This is a genomic window from Sphingobacterium sp. UBA3519, from assembly GCF_002377215.1.
GTDB classification, from domain to species: Bacteria; Bacteroidota; Bacteroidia; order Sphingobacteriales; family Sphingobacteriaceae; genus Sphingobacterium; species Sphingobacterium multivorum.
Genome location: NZ_DFPI01000037.1, coordinates 136,604 through 152,283 on the forward strand (window position 1 = coordinate 136,604; position 15,680 = coordinate 152,283).

Below are 15,680 nucleotides of genomic sequence, written 5' to 3' on the forward strand. Positions count from 1 at the left end.
TTTCTTCCTCCCTTCTATAAATCGCCTTAAATGATATATTCAGAAGACAACCACAGCTGGAGCTATGCGCTATTTTCGGCGCATCTGCACCGCTACATGCCCCGATTGAAATGGGAGCAACACCAATTTATTTACCAACAATGGTGCAATTATCATTTGCCCAAACCCTTGCATTCTAATCTGATTTGGAATACTGACGCAATAAAATTGCTACTTGAAGCCGAACCCAGTATTTTGGTACTGTATCACTTGGGGATGCATGCCTATATCCCTCAGGTACTAGCTGAAAATAACATCCAGTTCGATATCTTATTGGATAGAAAAGTATTTGCAAAGCATCAGCAAGAAATGTCAGCACTTCGTGATCTATGTCATGAAAAGGGGACATCACACAGCTTTTTGATGAGCGACGATCCAAGTGTACTATTGAAGGCTAGGACGACGATGCGTGCGGGGAGACACTTGCTGATATTTGGCGATGGAAATAGCGGAACCACGGACACGCTGGAGAGAAAACTGAAAGTTAGTTTTTTGGAAAGCTCCATCTATGTACGCAAAGGTATTGCTGTACTGAGCTTTTTACATCAAATGCCGATTGTCCCACTATCCCATACCGTCAAAAATGACCGCTATTACCTGTTTATGGGGCCAGCGATTTATCGATTGAACCACGAAAATAGGGAAGATTATCTAATGCGCAGTATGCAATTGCTGTTTCAATTCTTAGCCAATCAAATCAAGGATGAACCCTGGCGTTGGGAATGCTGGGCATATTTACATGTTCTCAATTGTTATAAAATCAAATCATATATAACGCCTAACTTTAGTTTGAAACTAGCAGAAAATATTCATGTTCAACTCGAAGAAAGGAAGGGGATATTTAATAGGAAATATTTTTGTTACCAATTTGTATAAAAATATTTTTTTAACTTAAATTGCTTAAGTAAACTGACGGGTTACCATGCGAAACATACTTCATTTGGCGTATCAGAATATGCTTGTTTTTGCTTTTATGTTGACTTTAGTAGGGTTGGCAAATTTGTTATGGAGTGAAGAAGCTATTCCCGTTATCCAGATTGTAATTGCTGCATCTTTGTATACGGTATACAGTTATATGATAACTGTACTGTACTTATATATCTGGAAAGAAGGAAATAAACGAAGAATAATAAGTGTAGCGCTGTATATCCTTATTTCCTTGACGGTTATTCCCTGCATCCATAGCTTAATTTACACGATACTTCCGACGGTTAATATACGTTTCTCTCGTCATGTGCAATCCGCCAATCTGCCAAAGTTTTATTTTAGGATTATCAGTGGATATCTGGTCGCTAATTTACTAGCGGCAGGAGTTTTCTTTCGTTATAGAGCATCGCTGCTAAGAAAGGAAAGAAATGACCTGAATGAGGACCTGAAACAATTTAGGGAAAGGGCTTTGGGAATTCAATACACCTCGCATTTCCTGACAACGATATTTCTGACAAGCTTTGGTAAAATGTTGATTGATGGGGAGCCATCCGATAAACGTACCAAACGGGATATCATCCAGTTTTTGGCTTATTTGCTGGAAATCGAGAAAAATGGTGAACTCAAACCTTTTGAGGAAGAGCTTGACGAGCTCAATTGTTTCATTCGGCTGCTACAGGATTACTATGGAGAAAGAGCTGTTCGCTATGAGCCTCTAACAGGAAAGGCTACTTATCCGGCAATACCAACAGGCATATTATTCTTCCCGCTGGAAAACTGTTTAAAACATGCGCTTATATCGGCAGATTATCCAATCGTATTTACGCTCCTTGGCAACGGGGTTGAAATGTCTTGGTGTTGCACAAACCATTGGGCGCCCAAAAGTGATAAAATCAGCACTGAAACTGGCTTTGGATTACTGCGCGCGAAACTGGAACAAGTAGATTATCAGACCACACTGGAGACACAGCAACAAAATGGGATCTTTTCTATACATATTAAACTAAAATTTTTTGAAAAGAAATGAATAAGCTAAATTATAGGGTATTGATCGTGGACGATGAACCCGGTTCGTTGGTATATGTGCTGATGTCCTTAAAAGAGCTTCCTTTTATCAATGAGGATATCGAGATTGTGAATAATCCCGTGCAAGCCATTGAATATTTGAAAGAAAATGAAGTGGATATTGTGATACTGGATATGGACCTTGGCGATGCCGATATTGATGGAATAAAACTGGCTAAATTGATCCCTAATCCGCCATTGATGGTAGCCTGTTCTGCGCATACAGATTACGTCTTTAAAGCCAATGAGGCAGGTATCTATACTTATTTCAGTAAAAAGATTAGTTTTAACGCTTTAAAGGCGAAAATGGAAGATGTAGTCGAGATGGTCGACAAAAGATTGGATATGAAAACGCGTGATGTAAAAAGCCTAAGGATGAAAAGTCTCGAAAACAAAATGATAGAAATAGAAGTTGATCAAATTTACTATGCTTTTGTCGACGATAACAAAATAGATATTTTCATGGCAGAAGAGGCCTATCGATTTGGTGGAAACCTTAGAGCATTACAATCCGAGCTTCCGGTCGCTAAGTTTGCGCGTCCACGACGTAATACCTTGGTTAATTTAGCGAAGGTCGATCTAGTACGCACGGATGAATTATACTTGATGAAACCAAGAAATACTTTTCCTATTTTGATGACGAGATCTTATAAAGCGAATTTTAAACACCAATATGAAGTATATAAACAAAATAATAAGTAAAGGGTAGGCTGCCCTCATTTCATGGTATCGACCAATGGAATATTTTATGTCACAATTGGATGAAATCGTACAATTGTTGCGAGAAATCAATGCAAAACTATCAGCACACCACCTCCTTTCAGAGTCTGGACAAATGACAAAGTGGAACATTGATGAATTGATGACCCGCATGGCTGTGGTGTCAAGATTAGGCATCTCCGAACGAACCTACAACCGCTGGGTGAAATCGGGTGTCCTTAAGCCCATTTATCTGGGTAACAAACATTACTACCGCGAAGAGGACCTACAGGATGCAATCAAGCGGAGTATCGCTAAGGGACTAATTTGAGTTCTGGTGTTTAGTAGGCTGATCTTTTATGAAAAGGTTGGCCTTTTTTATTCCCTGTTTTCATTGCCGATTTATGCCCAATTCTTTACTTGTTGTGGCGTATTGGTTTGGTATTGCTAGTATACTGGCTTGCCATTTCCTTACTGTTTGATTACCTACACTAGGCTACTTCATTGCTTATCCGTTGGTATTTCTTTGGTGTTTCTCTGCCTGTTCTTTGGTGTTTCTTTGGTGTTTCTCTGCTTAGACCTTGTCATATTGGCAATGTATCAGCCTTTGGACGGCCTAAAAATAGCCTCAAACTGACGAAGAATGACTAATCCAGAAGCGGGCGAGACTGTATCGAAACCGCTCGAAAATACGGTGTTTTCCAACCTATAGTTCGGTTTGTATGTCGCCAAAAATGGCATCTTCAGACAAATGGCGCAAGATGGCGCCATTAGGCCTACGGCGCTGACAAACCACTTTACCTTAGTGTCATGATATCGATATCGTGGCTGCCTGCAGCGCCACCTTATGGTTTAACATTTTAAAAATTAATAACATGGCAAGATTTATAAAAGGAATTCACGGGGCCTACCAAGGTAAAGTGGGTAACATCGTAGGTTCGTCGTGGCGGGGTATAGACTATGTACGCTCGCTTCCAAAGAAAAGTTCAAAAGCCGCATCGGAAGATCAGCTGGCACAGCGCATGAAGTTTGGGATAACAACCAGTTTTCTCAAATCCATTAAAGATATCCTGATGCTGGGTTTTTCGGACAGCAAACAAAGAAACAAAACGGGCTACAATGTAGCTTTCCAACAATTTATCAATAATGCGTTTCAGGGGACTTATCCCAATTTTACGGTCGACTATAGTGTCGTGAAAATTGCAAGCGGTGGTTTGGCCGCTCTGGTAGGGTTGCAGACAGTTGAATCTTTTCCGAAGGTATTGTCTTTGACCTGGGATCCGATCGGAAACCGCTTCAATGCGTTTGATGATGATCAGGTCCTTGTGATTCTGTACGACGTAATAGAAAACCTCTTTTTTGCATTTGAAGGTGCAACACGACTTGATGCCGCAATGGATATTACGCTGCCAGACAGCTATACCGGTAAGACAATAGTCGGCTGGACATTTAACATCCATCGGGACGGAGTAATTACATCAAGCAGCCAGTATTTGGGGGAATTTGTGCTCACCTAGCTGAGCGGATTTATGGAGACTGCTCTTTCGGGAGCAGCTCCTTTTTTTAAAATGAATTGATTCGATTAGGTAAAATTTAAAATCAAACAAATGAAAATAATACAACAACAATTGGTCGCGGATATCGAGGATATCTATTGGCCTTTGACAGGGAGATGGGTACTGGGCATCAGTCTGGCCTGTCTTATGGTATTTTTTATTGCTGCAGGCTTTCTGCTGCAAGCGATAGATCCCACGGCTGGGGTCGTGGATATCGGTATTCTTTCGGTATTGTTCTTTGCCGTATTGGCGGCCCTATTGATCATCTACTGCTGCTACTGGCTACAGGAGATCCTGTGGCAGCCTTTTAAGCTCTTTCGTCAGCAATTTAGTGTTCACTTTAATCAATTGACCTCATGGCAACAATGCATTATTTATTTTTCGGTTTTCTTTCTGTCGCTGTTCTCGTTCTTGGCCGTGCTGGCGATGCTACTGTAATCGACCAGAACAGCTTAGACAGTTATGCTGAGCTTCCAAGTACAAACCCTGGCCTGGGGCAGGTGGATGACCCATCAGAGAAACGCTACGCCAGTTCGGGTGTACGCGAACGCATTGTCGATATCGCTGTACAGGAGATTGGCGTGCAGGAAGCCACAGGTAATAACGATGGCAAGCGGGTCGAAGAATACCTCGCGTATACTGGTCTTGGAAAGGGCCATGCCTGGTGTGCCGCTTTTGTCTCCTGGTGTTATGGCCAGGCGGGCCTTGCAGCTCCGCGCAATGCCTGGAGTCCGGCACTGTTTCCGTTGGCGCGTCGGTATACGGCACAGCAGATTAGTCAGGGGACTGTCCGCCAGGCAGATCTCTTCGCCATCTATAGCTCCAATCTCCAGCGTATCAACCATGTAGGGATTGTGCGCAAAAAGGAGGGGAGATGGATACTGACCGTCGAAGGGAATGTGGACAATCGTGTGTTGTGCAAGCGGCGTCCTTTGGCTACTATTTATGCTTTTTCAAATTGGCTGGATTGAGGGGAGGGGATATGGTAAGGTATATGTACAAGCGGTCAGTTTTTTTAATAGTCTTCTTGTTATTTTGTTCCTGTAAACTTTATCAAAGCGAGCGGAAAGAAGCTCTGCGGGAAGAACAAACGCAGTCAAAATACAAGCAGCAACTCGATATTTGGTACAGCGGACAGAGAGACAGCCAATCGCGGCATTGGCTTTTTTTGACGGATAGCAGTTTTCGCTTTCACCCCGATAGTGGTTTGATCGGTCAAAAGGGGCAGTTTGCCATGCTGGAATCTCAGTTAAAGATCAGTAATAAACAGGAGGCTTCTACAAACAGCAGCGCTAGCCGCGTAAAAACGCTGCAGCAGCAAAGCACAGAAAAATGGAGTGCATGGGTAGTCCCCAATCTTTGGCTCATCGGATTGCTGTTAGTGGCATTTGCACTGGCTTGGAAATTTCGAAGCTTTTTTTAAAACATGATGTTGCTCGCAATCATAGATGGGCAACCATAAATTCCAGTGATAGACAATTTCCTTTTTCGGTCAATCAGGAGGTTTGGTCAGTAAACAAGAAAGCCGCAAAGAATATATTTCTTTACGGCTTTCTTGTGTTCAGTGCTTATGAAAATAATGCGATGTCAATAGCCCTTCTGTATTTATTTTTTTACTTCTGGAAGCTGCACGATCTTAATAACGTTTTGGTCACTGATATAGCGTTTAGCAACAGCTTTAACTAGCGCTGGGGTCAGCTGATCGCGTAACGATGCACGTTCAAAAATAAGGTACATATCATCGCCATTATACAGATTGCTGTACAGGTAGTTCGACCAAAAATCATTTGTTTTCAGCGCGGATTCGTAGTTTAGCTTGTCATTCGCTTTGAATTTGTCGAGATTGGCAACAGAAGGCCCTGCTGTTTTTAATTGCTCAATTTCTTCAAGTGAATACTTCGCGAGTTTGTCCGCATTGGCCACCGAACAGCTGAAAGCTACAGTAAGCGTATACCGTGCATCGGGCAGCTTACTATAGTCCATTTGTATAGATGGCGAATACACACCGCCCTCTTCCTCACGCAATCTTTCCAACAAGCGGATGTCCAATACTTCCCGAAAGGCCTGCAATGCCATGTTATTTGCCTCACTATAGTCATACGGGCCCGAGAGCACGAGATAGACCATCGCTTTGTCTTCTTTGCTCAGCGCCAGCTTTTTCTCGATCTTTCCTGCAGGAATGTGGATGTTTAAATTGCGGTAAGCAGGTGCCTTGGATGATATGTTGGGTAGTCCACCAATGTATTTAGCAAGTAATGGCTTTATTTTTTCAATGTCAAAGCTACCCACAAAAGTAAAATTGAACCCCGAAGCATTGGCAAAACGTTCTTTGTAGATGTCCAAAGCACGCTGAGGATTGATCTGATTGATCTTTTCCATCGTTAAACCCGTGCGACGAACATTATTGCCCGACAGGATGGCCATGACCGAGTCTTGGAATACAGCGTCGCCATTCTTGTCGCGGTCTTTAAGCCCGTCTTTGGCATTGGCCAAGATACCCGCAACAATAGCGGTGTCCAGGCGAGGTTGTGTAAAGTACCCGTACATCATTTGCAGGGCAAGTTCAAGGTCTTTGTTGTTGGCATAGCCGCTTACGCCCTGGGCAGTCTCACTGATAAAGGGTGATGCCGAGGCCGTTCGTCCGGCTAATGATTTTTCAAATTGGTCGGCAGTATAGTTGCCCAGCCCGCTGGCAGCAATAAGGCCAACGGCATTGGTCGCGCTCTGAAAATCTCGATCATCGTAAAGTGATGTTCCGCCATAGGAATATCCCTGAAAGGTGATCTGATTGTTTTGGTAGTTGGTTGGTTTTAAGATTACCCGGACGTCGTTGCTCAACGTCAAGGTCGTGGTTCCTAACCTGCTGTCTTTTTCTTCTTTAACAATCGTACCGGACTGAGCTTCCCGTTTGAGCAGTGGCAGATCGCTTGTTTCTTCTGTAAATGCCGTCTGTTTCTCTTTAGACAACGTAGCGATCCAACTGTTGATGTCGGCCTCTTTCGGCACATTTGCCTGATCGCCTTCAGGAGCTGAAATAATGATGTCGCGGTTGCTATCGGTTAGATACTGTTGCAAGAGCTGCTGGATGTCCGAAAGGCTGACCGCCGGAAGCATTTCGCGCGTCAGTTTCATCTCATGATCGATACCCGGAGAGGCTACCCCGTTCAGAAAATGCTGAATATATTCCTGTACATATTGTTCGGAGGCAATCTTGTCCTTTTCTTCGAGCATATTTTCCATTTGGTTCATATAGGTATCCTTGGCGCGTTGCAGTTCTGCGGCCGTAAAGCCATACTGTTTCGCCCGCAAAAGTTCACGCCATACAGCGTCAAAACCTTCTTTCAGACGACCTGGTTTGGCCGTGAGTTCGATCTGAAATACATCTAGTCCACCCATAAAGCCACCCAATGATGCGCCACCGCTCAAAAAGGGCGGATTCGCTATGCGAAATAATGGACTATATCGCCCTGCCATCATGGTGTTAAACAAGGTCTTGATCAGGTTGTGCTTATAGTCGGCGAGGTTCTCTAATTTACGCTCGGGGTGTTTGATGCTGATCGCAATGGAGGTTGCGGTAATTTCAGGATCCGTCACCACCATAAATTGATTTTTGCCCTGCAGTGGAATGTGGTATGTTTTTCGAGCTGTTGGCTGCAAAGGATTTTTGAGCGACGAAAACTGTTTTTTCAGCGTTCGCTCGGTCTGGTCGACATCGATATCACCGACGACAATAACGGCTTGGAGGTTGGGGCGGTACCAGCTTTTATAAAAATGCTCAATTTCCTCATAAGGGAAATGTTGAATGACTTCTTCGGTACCAATTGGAATGCGCTGTGCGTATAGGGAATGATTGAGCGCGACAGGTAAAGTCTTGTCCTGGATGCGCTCGCCCAGGCTCTTGCCGGCACGCTTTTCTTCCAATATCACGCCACGCTCTTTGTCGATTTCGCGATGGGTCAGACTGATACCCTGTGCCCAGTCTTGAAGAATCTGAAAGCCGTTGCCAACAAGTTTGCCATCATTGGACGGCAGCTGCAGTTGATAAACGGTTTCGTTGAAGCTGGTATACGCGTTGATATCGGCACCAAAGCTGATCCCATTTTTTTGCAGGTAGTCAACCAGGCTGTTGTCGGGATAGTGCGTCGTGCCATTGAAGGCCATATGCTCCAGAAAATGCGCCAGCCCACGCTGCTTTTCGTTCTCCAGGATAGATCCCACCTTGTTGACCAGATACATATAAACACGTTCTTGGGGTTCGGTATTCTTACGGATATAATAGGTGAGTCCATTGGCCAGTTTACCATAACGGACGCTTTTGTCAAAAGGTAAAGCGGTGGTATCGGCTTCGTATTTTGCCCATACGATTTCCGTCGCCCCGGGGGTGCTACTGCTATGGGCAAGCACCGGACTAAAACCTAACAGGGAAAGGTAGAGCAGTTTTTTTAAATGCATATAATTGTGATAAAATTGCGAATTAGAATATGTTTTTTAGTGTTTCATAAAGGGCGTCGCCGCGTAGGTTGATGCCGATGATTTTCCCTGTGGGATCCAAGAGGTAATTGGAGGGAATACTTTTGATATGATATGCTGCGCTCACCTGACCATCCGGATCAACCACATTGGTCCAGGTCATACCATCGTCCGAAACGGCTTTTTTCCAGCTGCTGAGCGCAAAATCTGTGGAGACACCCAATACTTCAAACCCGTTAACTTTAAAAGCATCGTAGGCTTTTGCTACGTGTTCATTTTCCACGCGGCAGGGTACACACCAACTGGCCCAGAAATCAACGAGTACATATTTGCCCCGAAAGTCGGTCAGCTTCACCTGACGTCCGGCAGTATCCGCTAATAAAAATTCTGGTGCGATATCACCGACCTTTAGATTTTTAAGATTGGCAAGCTGCTCTCGGACCTCCTGGCCCAACGGCGAATCTTGAAGGGATGGTGTAAGTTTGTCAAACAGCTCCGATACCAGTTGCTGATTGCTGGGATCTTTCAGGAGTGCCTGTAGTTTAAAAAGGCTGAGTAGATGATCCGTATGCTGCTGCACATAGTTGATCTGTGCTTTCTGTAGTGCCGCAGACCATTTGTTGAGGCTCGAGTCAATCGTGTTGATGGTAGCCCGTGCCGGCGAATCCATGCGAAAACTATCTTGGGAAAAAGCATTCTCTGCCTCGAAATAGGCAGCCATTAGTGTACTGATGCTGTCCAATATCGTCTGATGCGTTTTGTCAAAGCTTCTAGCTTCAGTATTCAATGTTGAGCCCGCTATCTCCGCTTGATTAAGTTGACCGAATTTGGCCCGAATCGTTATCTTGCCAGGGTGCAAATAGAAATCGAGTGTTTCCGATCGTTCCCCCGTAGCATCCATGTAAAATAGATTCGCGATTTCAGGTCCTTCGGAAGTACCTTTAAAGCGAAAATGGCCTTGTTCCAGCCGGGCAGAATCAAGCGGGAGATCGGAGCCAAAGCGTTGCAGAAATAGTTTTCCCTGGTGATTTTTTGGTGCGCCCGCAAGCGTTCCCTGAAGCTGGTAGGTTGCTTTTTCCTGCGCCTTGACGAAGCATAGGGAATAAAGAAAGGCAAAAGCTAATAGCGTAATTCTCATTGTATATCGTGTTTAGTTGTTATATCCCGGATTTTGCGTTAATTCTCTGTTATTTTGAAGCTCAACGGTCGGTAAAGGGTAGAGTTGGGCAAACGTCTTCCAGGTGGTCGGTTTTGCTTTTTTCATCACGTTATCGGCTAGCCCCAAGCGTTTGAGAGTAAACCAACGGTCGCCCCATTCGAAACAGAGTTCAACGCGACGCTCCTGCACGATGGCTGCTCTCGCCTGTGATTTAGATAATCCACTGGATAAATCCGTAAGTCCCGCACGCCTGCGTAGGATATTGATATCATCAACAGCCGTTGAGAGACCAAGTTCCAGGCGTGCCTCGGCACGGTTGAGGTATTGTTCGCCCAGGCGCAACACCGAGGTATACTCATTGTTTGCAGATCCGGCTTCGCCGTCCGAACGGTATTTGTTGATCTGATAGCCGTTTACTGTTTCTTCAAAACGGACGAAGTTTTCTTTTCGTTTATCGTTCTCCTCAAATGCTGGCAATAGACCCGTTGCATCTTCAGTTACGCCAAAGCTGGCAAACTCTCCTTTTATGCCGATACCAATGGAGGCGCCCATACTGTTCCATAGCTGCAATATCTGCTCGGGATTGTTTTTGGTAAAGATATCCATTGGCTCGCCCCCGTCTGCACGATCAAAATGGCCCAGTTGGAACAACTGCGACTGTGCGATCACCTGACTGGCGGCCTGCTCAGCTTTTGTCCAGTCTTTGGTAAATAGGTATACGCGCGACAACAGGGCCAATGCAGCCCACTTATTGGCCTTCACGCGCTCGCCCGGATAATCCGAGCCTAAAAGCTGGCTGGCATCTTCCAGATCCTGAATGATCTGCGTATACACTGCCGCTACCGCTGCGCGCGGTTTGAGCCGTTCTTCCGGATAATTAGTCGTCAGCACCAAAGGAACATCGCCATAGAGATTGACCAAAAAATAGTAATTGAGGGCCCGCATAAATTTAGCTTGGCCGATGGCTTCATCCTTGCCAGCTTGCGTCATGCCCTTGGATTGCCCAACGCCTTCAATGATTGCATTGCTAACCCCAATGATGGAATATAGATTTCCCCAAAAGTCATTCGTCTGCGCCGAAAAGGGATTGAGGTTGTAGCTGTACATAAAGCTATACCCGGGGTTAAAGCTATTGATACCGGGTATCAGCTCGTCGGAAGATAATCCCGTGTTCAGTGAAAGATCATTTTGATAAGCAGCAAATCGGCCATACATCCCGACGACAACACTGTCGGCCATGGTGTCATTCGCATAAATTTGATCCGTTGTGTAGATATATTTTGGCGTCACCTCCAGCAGTTTGTTGCAACTGCTCATACCTAAGGCAACAGGTAAAAGGAAGCTCAATAATTTGATATAGTTGGTTTTCATGTCCGTAGTCTAAATGGTTTAAAATGAAGTCCGTATCCCCAGTGTAAATGTCCTAAGCATGGGCATATCCACGCCGGTCTCTGGATCGGTACCCTTATAACTGGTGATGGTCAGTAGATTGGCTCCAGTGGCATAGGCGCGTAGGTTTTTAAGTTTTAGCTTCTCAAGCATTTTACCCGGTACCGAGTAGCTTAGGGTAATATTGCTTAAGCGGATGTACGACCCGTCCACAAAATTGGCACTCGATGAATTGTAGTCCGACATGGTACTAGAATTGGTGGTGTAGGCCGGAAATTTAGCTTCCGCACCCGGATGTTGCCATCTGTCCAAGACAATTGCGGGGGCATTGATGACACTTCCGGCACTCGTAAATGGATAATTGTAGATATGCTTGTTCTTTTTGAAACTAAAAAATACGTCGAGATCAAAGTTTTTATAATTGAACGAGTTGCCGAGACCACCAAAGAAGGTCGGAATATTGTTTGCCAACGGGACATAGTCATCTGGAAAACTGATAAAACCGTCGCCATTCACATCGCGGAATTGCGGTTGCCCATCTGCAGCGTTGATTCCTAGATATTCATACCCCCAGATCAGATTTAATGGTTTACCGATCTGATAGGTGAGGCTGTTGGAGGAGCTTGCAAGATTGGGATAAGACAGGAGTTTGTTGCGGTTGATGCTCATGGTAAAGTTGGTCTTCCAGGTGAAGGCCAAGGTGTTGATCGGTGTGGTCTGCAGGCTAAATTCCCAGCCGCTATTCTGTACATTGGCATCCAGGTTTTGGTTGACCGAACTAAAACCCACCTGTGTAGGTAATCCGTAGCCAACTAATTGATTGCCCGACCGATTGCGGTAATAGTTTGCTTCAAAGATGATGCGGTCTTTCAAGAAGCCCATTTCAGCAGCAAGGTCAAGCTTTTTGTTGACTTCCCACTGATAATTTGCATTGAATGGGTTCTTGGGAAGATAGCCCTGCCCTTGGTAATTGTCGAATATACGTTCGTAATTCACGAAATAGGAGTAGTCGCCAATATTATCATTACCCGTCAGACCGTAGCTGCCGCGCAATTTGGCAAAACTCAAGCCAAACTGATTATCCTTTAACCAGTTCTCTTCGCTGAGGATCCACGCTGTACCGACAGACCAAAAGTTACCATATTTTTTCCCTGGACCAAAACGGGAAGAGCCGTCACGTCTGACAGTTGCATTGATGACATATTTTTGGTCAAACGTCCATCCCACGCGGGCAAATCCCGAAAGGAAACGGTACTGAGTGTCCTTAGGTTCAATATTGATGATTGGTGCGGCATGGATGTCCCTAATCTGACTATCGTCTGTATAGCCGTTTCCACTTGTGGTAATTGCTGAGTTACCGCGATGGATATAAGTACCCCCGAGAAGGGCACGAAATGAACTGCGCCCCACGATCAGATCATAATTCAGCTGAGGCTCAAAATTAAAGGTAGCTGCGCTGGCCTTGGTAAAAGTGTTGTTGCCTAAGATGTTTTCGGACGGCCTGAATGATCTCCGTGGATTGATGGCGAGCTGGTCCATTTTCATGCGCGTATAACCGGTATTGATTTTGGCCACAAGATTAGGTAACAACTCATAGCTCAGCGCGATATTGCTGATTAAATTTTTAGTTCTATTTTCAACTGTACGCTCCAGCGCAGCAATAGGGTTATCTATCGTCCAATTTAAATCTCCATCAGCATCGTAAAGGGAGAAATTTGGAGGCAGGGTCTGAAAGTTGGTAAACGATAGTGGGATGACTTCGTTTTTATCCGTTGCATAGCTCGCCGAAAGGGAAGCTTTAAATTTGCCGTCTTTACTGTGGTAGTCGAGGTTGCTTCGGAAGTTGCCGACGGTAAGACCATTTTTCTTTTGATATACAGTGTTTTCACGCCTAAAGCCACCGCCAAGGAGGTAGTTGAATCCCGATGATCCACCCGATAAGGATAATTCAGCATTGGACGTATGGGCGACATTGCCAAAATATTCTTTTTGCCAGTCGTGATCTTCCGTTTGGCTCCATTTCAGCAGGTCAGGGTAATCATTGGGCGTAAGCTCAATACCATCGTTATTTGCAGCTTCACGACGCATCTCCAGATATTGGGCGGTATTGAGCATTTTTACATAGTTAGCGATAGAACCAAAACTATGGTAATAATCAGCACTAATGGTGGGGCGACCTGCCTTACCGCGTTTGGTGGTGATCAGGATCACACCATTGGCACCCCGGGCACCATAGATCGCAGTAGCATCAGCATCTTTAAGTACTTCAATGCTGGCAATCGTGCTGGGGTCGATACTTTTAAAAGGGCTTTCACCTAAATAGGAGGAGGTGAGGCCATTCGCACCGATATAGGCGAGTGAACTGCTATTAAAAGGAATACCATCAACAATGTACAAGGGTTGTCGCGCTTCACCATCCTGGTTGACGGTATTAATACCCCGTATTTGCACCTGAGTCTGTATGCCGGGAAGGCCGTTTAAGGTATTGATCATCATACCGGGAACCCGGTTTTGGAGTGCAATGAGCGGGTCTGCTGTTGGTGTTTTCTCAATGGTGGCTGCAGTGACGCTAGAAGTAGAGCCTGTATTGAGCCGTTTGGATACCTCTTGCCCATACGACAGTACGCTGACTTCATCAAGCAGGTTCTGCGTCTGCAACAGTTGCATGGCAACGGTGTTTTGGCTAGTTGACACAGCAAGCTGCCTTTCTTCGTAACCAACGGAACTGAATACTAAGGTATCCGTATGGCTGGTCCGCTCGATTTTAAAAGCGCCTTTATCATTGGTGAAAGTGACTTTGTCGTTGCTTTTGTTGTAAACGGTTACCAATTCTACGGGGCCGGATTTGTCCCTTACGGTGCCGTCCACAAAAAGCTGTTTGGCAGGTTGCTGTTGTTTTTGATGCTGTTGGCCGCTTTTCTCCCGTGGAAGAATGGTGATCTCTTTTCCAACGATTTTAAAAGTGAACGGTAAATCCTTAAAGGCTTCTTCAAGAACATCACGCAAAGCCTTATCCTTTGCCTGAACTTTAACGACGGTATTAAGGTTTATCTGATTGCCAGAGGCAATGATGTTATAGCCTGTCTGTTGTCGGATGGTTGAAAAAAGTTCTTTGAGTGTTGGTTTGCCCTGATAATTGAGCTGTTGACCAACGACTGTGCTACCAGCAAGAAGCGACGTGACCAAGAGCAAGTTTTTTAGACGATTCATCGGGTCTGTGATTTAGGTTAATATGTTTAGATTTCTGTATTAAAAAGGCTTCGTTATTTATTTTTTTGGACAACTATTTTGCCGTCACGATAGTTAAAGTTTAATTGACCGGTGCTTTCCAAAAAGGTAAGCGTTTTGGTCAATGATTGATTTTTGTCGATAGATCCCCAAAAGACAAGCTGTTTGGTAGCTGAGTCTTCGTATTCAAAGTCTACATTGTACCATCTTGAAAGTGTAGCCAAAATCGCATCGAGCCGTTCGTTGTCAAATAGGAAATATCCTTTCTTCCAGGCCGTCGCTGCTTCGATATTGGCCGGTAGAATCTGGATCGATGTCTTGGAGATGAGCGATCGCTGTCCAGGTACAAGCAGGCGTTGATTTACATCGACCGAACCTTCAAGCAGCGTAGTTTCCACAAACTCGCGGTTGTAATAACTGTTGATGTTGAATATGGTGCCCAATACCTTCACTTCCTGGTTTCTGGATTTCACGATAAAGGGTTTATGTGGGTTTTTGCTTACTTCAAAATAAGCTTCTCCTGTTAACAAGACTTCCCGTTTGTCGTCAGCAAATTGCATTGGATAGCTGATTGTCGAAGCAGCATTCAGCCATACTTTACTGCCATCGGGCAGGTTGACCTGATATTGCCCCCCTTTGGGAACTTCAACGGTTAATTTGCGCGATTGCAATTCCATAGCGCTGATAGGGGATCCATCTAAATAGACGGCTGTTCCGTTGACGATTTTAACACCCGATTTGCCTCCTTTGAGTGCGATGCTTGACCCGTCTTCCAATTTCAGGATGGCCTTTTCTTGTCCGGGTTTGAATTGATCTATCGCGGCTAGGGTATCGTGATGCGATTGTCCACGCGGGATAAAAAGTAAAGCAAAAGCAATCAGCAGGACGGCAGCTGCAGCGCTGATCCAAGCGGCCCTTTGGTACAATGGCCTGCGCGAGGCTGGCTTTGCATCAAGCTGCTGTTGGATTTGAAGGAGTATGGCATTTTTACGATCTTCCTTTGTGGCGCTATCCAGTTCCCATTCCACAGCTTGCTGCGCTTCGTACCACGATTCTATCAGCTGGTTTTCTTCCGCTGAACTGATACCGAGTTCGTACTTCAATAAGATTTTTGCAATGTTGTTCGGTTCCATGGGCGCCATTGTTTA

General features: G+C 44.9%; 13 protein-coding genes. 8 read left to right on the forward strand and 5 right to left on the reverse strand.

Going from position 1 to position 15,680, the window contains the following annotated elements; translation table 11 throughout:
- Positions 1-30: 30 nt before the first annotated feature.
- The 8 genes from B3297_RS23420 (at position 31) to B3297_RS23455 (ending at position 5,709) form a co-directional block, all read left to right on the forward strand.
- Positions 31-915: a hypothetical protein gene (locus B3297_RS23420; RefSeq protein WP_286779586.1), complete on the forward strand. Its 885-nt coding sequence runs from the start codon at positions 31-33 to the stop codon at positions 913-915.
- Positions 916-961: 46 nt separating this feature from the next.
- A complete protein-coding gene (locus B3297_RS23425; RefSeq protein WP_286779587.1) occupies positions 962-1,993 on the forward strand; it encodes a hypothetical protein in 1,032 nt (343 codons plus the stop codon).
- Positions 1,990-2,733, forward strand: coding sequence for a LytR/AlgR family response regulator transcription factor (locus B3297_RS23430; protein ID WP_286779588.1), 744 nt, complete (start codon positions 1,990-1,992; stop codon positions 2,731-2,733). The genes B3297_RS23425 and B3297_RS23430 overlap by 4 nt, the downstream gene beginning before the upstream one ends.
- Before the next feature lie 46 nt (positions 2,734-2,779).
- Positions 2,780-3,061 carry a helix-turn-helix transcriptional regulator gene (locus tag B3297_RS23435; protein ID WP_286779589.1) on the forward strand — a complete coding sequence of 94 codons (282 nt, stop codon included), beginning with the start codon at positions 2,780-2,782 and terminating at the stop codon, positions 3,059-3,061.
- Between the two features lie 544 nt (positions 3,062-3,605).
- Positions 3,606-4,247 (forward strand): DUF6266 family protein, encoded by a 642-nt coding sequence (locus B3297_RS23440; protein ID WP_286779590.1) that lies wholly within the window; start codon positions 3,606-3,608, stop codon positions 4,245-4,247.
- Between the two features lie 90 nt (positions 4,248-4,337).
- Complete coding sequence (locus B3297_RS23445) at positions 4,338-4,724, forward strand: hypothetical protein (RefSeq protein WP_286779591.1); 387 nt, start codon at positions 4,338-4,340, stop codon at positions 4,722-4,724.
- Positions 4,643-5,257 (forward strand): CHAP domain-containing protein, encoded by a 615-nt coding sequence (locus B3297_RS23450; RefSeq protein WP_286779592.1) that lies wholly within the window; start codon positions 4,643-4,645, stop codon positions 5,255-5,257. The genes B3297_RS23445 and B3297_RS23450 overlap by 82 nt, the downstream gene beginning before the upstream one ends.
- A gap of 56 nt (positions 5,258-5,313) precedes the next feature.
- Positions 5,314-5,709 carry a hypothetical protein gene (locus B3297_RS23455; protein WP_286779593.1) on the forward strand — a complete coding sequence of 132 codons (396 nt, stop codon included), beginning with the start codon at positions 5,314-5,316 and terminating at the stop codon, positions 5,707-5,709.
- A gap of 182 nt (positions 5,710-5,891) precedes the next feature.
- Here B3297_RS23455 and B3297_RS23460 read toward each other — a convergent pair whose 3' ends face one another.
- The 5 genes from B3297_RS23460 to B3297_RS23480 are packed head-to-tail and all read right to left on the reverse strand — an operon-like array spanning position 5,892 to position 15,665.
- Entirely contained in the window at positions 5,892-8,738 is a 2,847-nt protein-coding gene (locus B3297_RS23460) for a M16 family metallopeptidase (RefSeq protein ID WP_286779594.1), read from the reverse strand.
- 22 nt (positions 8,739-8,760) lie between these two features.
- Positions 8,761-9,894 (reverse strand): TlpA disulfide reductase family protein, encoded by a 1,134-nt coding sequence (locus B3297_RS23465; protein ID WP_286779595.1) that lies wholly within the window; start codon positions 9,892-9,894, stop codon positions 8,761-8,763.
- 12 nt (positions 9,895-9,906) lie between these two features.
- Positions 9,907-11,286, reverse strand: coding sequence for a RagB/SusD family nutrient uptake outer membrane protein (locus tag B3297_RS23470; protein ID WP_286779596.1), 1,380 nt, complete (start codon positions 11,284-11,286; stop codon positions 9,907-9,909).
- 18 nt (positions 11,287-11,304) lie between these two features.
- On the reverse strand, positions 11,305-14,514 hold the full coding sequence (locus B3297_RS23475) for a SusC/RagA family TonB-linked outer membrane protein (RefSeq protein WP_286779597.1): 3,210 nt from the start codon (positions 14,512-14,514) through the stop codon (positions 11,305-11,307).
- A 53-nt stretch (positions 14,515-14,567) separates the two neighbouring features.
- Positions 14,568-15,665 (reverse strand): FecR family protein, encoded by a 1,098-nt coding sequence (locus B3297_RS23480; protein ID WP_286779598.1) that lies wholly within the window; start codon positions 15,663-15,665, stop codon positions 14,568-14,570.
- Between the last annotated feature and the right edge of the window lie 15 nt (positions 15,666-15,680).

Excerpts from the sequence above, each read along its gene's own strand:
- B3297_RS23420 (WP_286779586.1), top strand. The coding sequence starts at position 31 with ATGATATATTCAGAAGACAACCACAGCTGGAGCTATGCGCTATTTTCG.
- B3297_RS23425 (WP_286779587.1), top strand. The coding sequence starts at position 962 with ATGCGAAACATACTTCATTTGGCGTATCAGAATATGCTTGTTTTTGCT.
- B3297_RS23430 (WP_286779588.1), top strand. The coding sequence starts at position 1,990 with ATGAATAAGCTAAATTATAGGGTATTGATCGTGGACGATGAACCCGGT.
- B3297_RS23435 (WP_286779589.1), top strand. The coding sequence starts at position 2,780 with ATGTCACAATTGGATGAAATCGTACAATTGTTGCGAGAAATCAATGCA.
- B3297_RS23440 (WP_286779590.1), top strand. The coding sequence starts at position 3,606 with ATGGCAAGATTTATAAAAGGAATTCACGGGGCCTACCAAGGTAAAGTG.
- B3297_RS23445 (WP_286779591.1), top strand. The coding sequence starts at position 4,338 with ATGAAAATAATACAACAACAATTGGTCGCGGATATCGAGGATATCTAT.
- B3297_RS23450 (WP_286779592.1), top strand. The coding sequence starts at position 4,643 with ATGGCAACAATGCATTATTTATTTTTCGGTTTTCTTTCTGTCGCTGTT.
- B3297_RS23460 (WP_286779594.1), bottom strand. The coding sequence starts at position 8,738 with ATGCATTTAAAAAAACTGCTCTACCTTTCCCTGTTAGGTTTTAGTCCG.
- B3297_RS23465 (WP_286779595.1), bottom strand. The coding sequence starts at position 9,894 with ATGAGAATTACGCTATTAGCTTTTGCCTTTCTTTATTCCCTATGCTTC.
- B3297_RS23470 (WP_286779596.1), bottom strand. The coding sequence starts at position 11,286 with ATGAAAACCAACTATATCAAATTATTGAGCTTCCTTTTACCTGTTGCC.
- B3297_RS23475 (WP_286779597.1), bottom strand. The coding sequence starts at position 14,514 with ATGAATCGTCTAAAAAACTTGCTCTTGGTCACGTCGCTTCTTGCTGGT.
- B3297_RS23480 (WP_286779598.1), bottom strand. The coding sequence starts at position 15,665 with ATGGAACCGAACAACATTGCAAAAATCTTATTGAAGTACGAACTCGGT.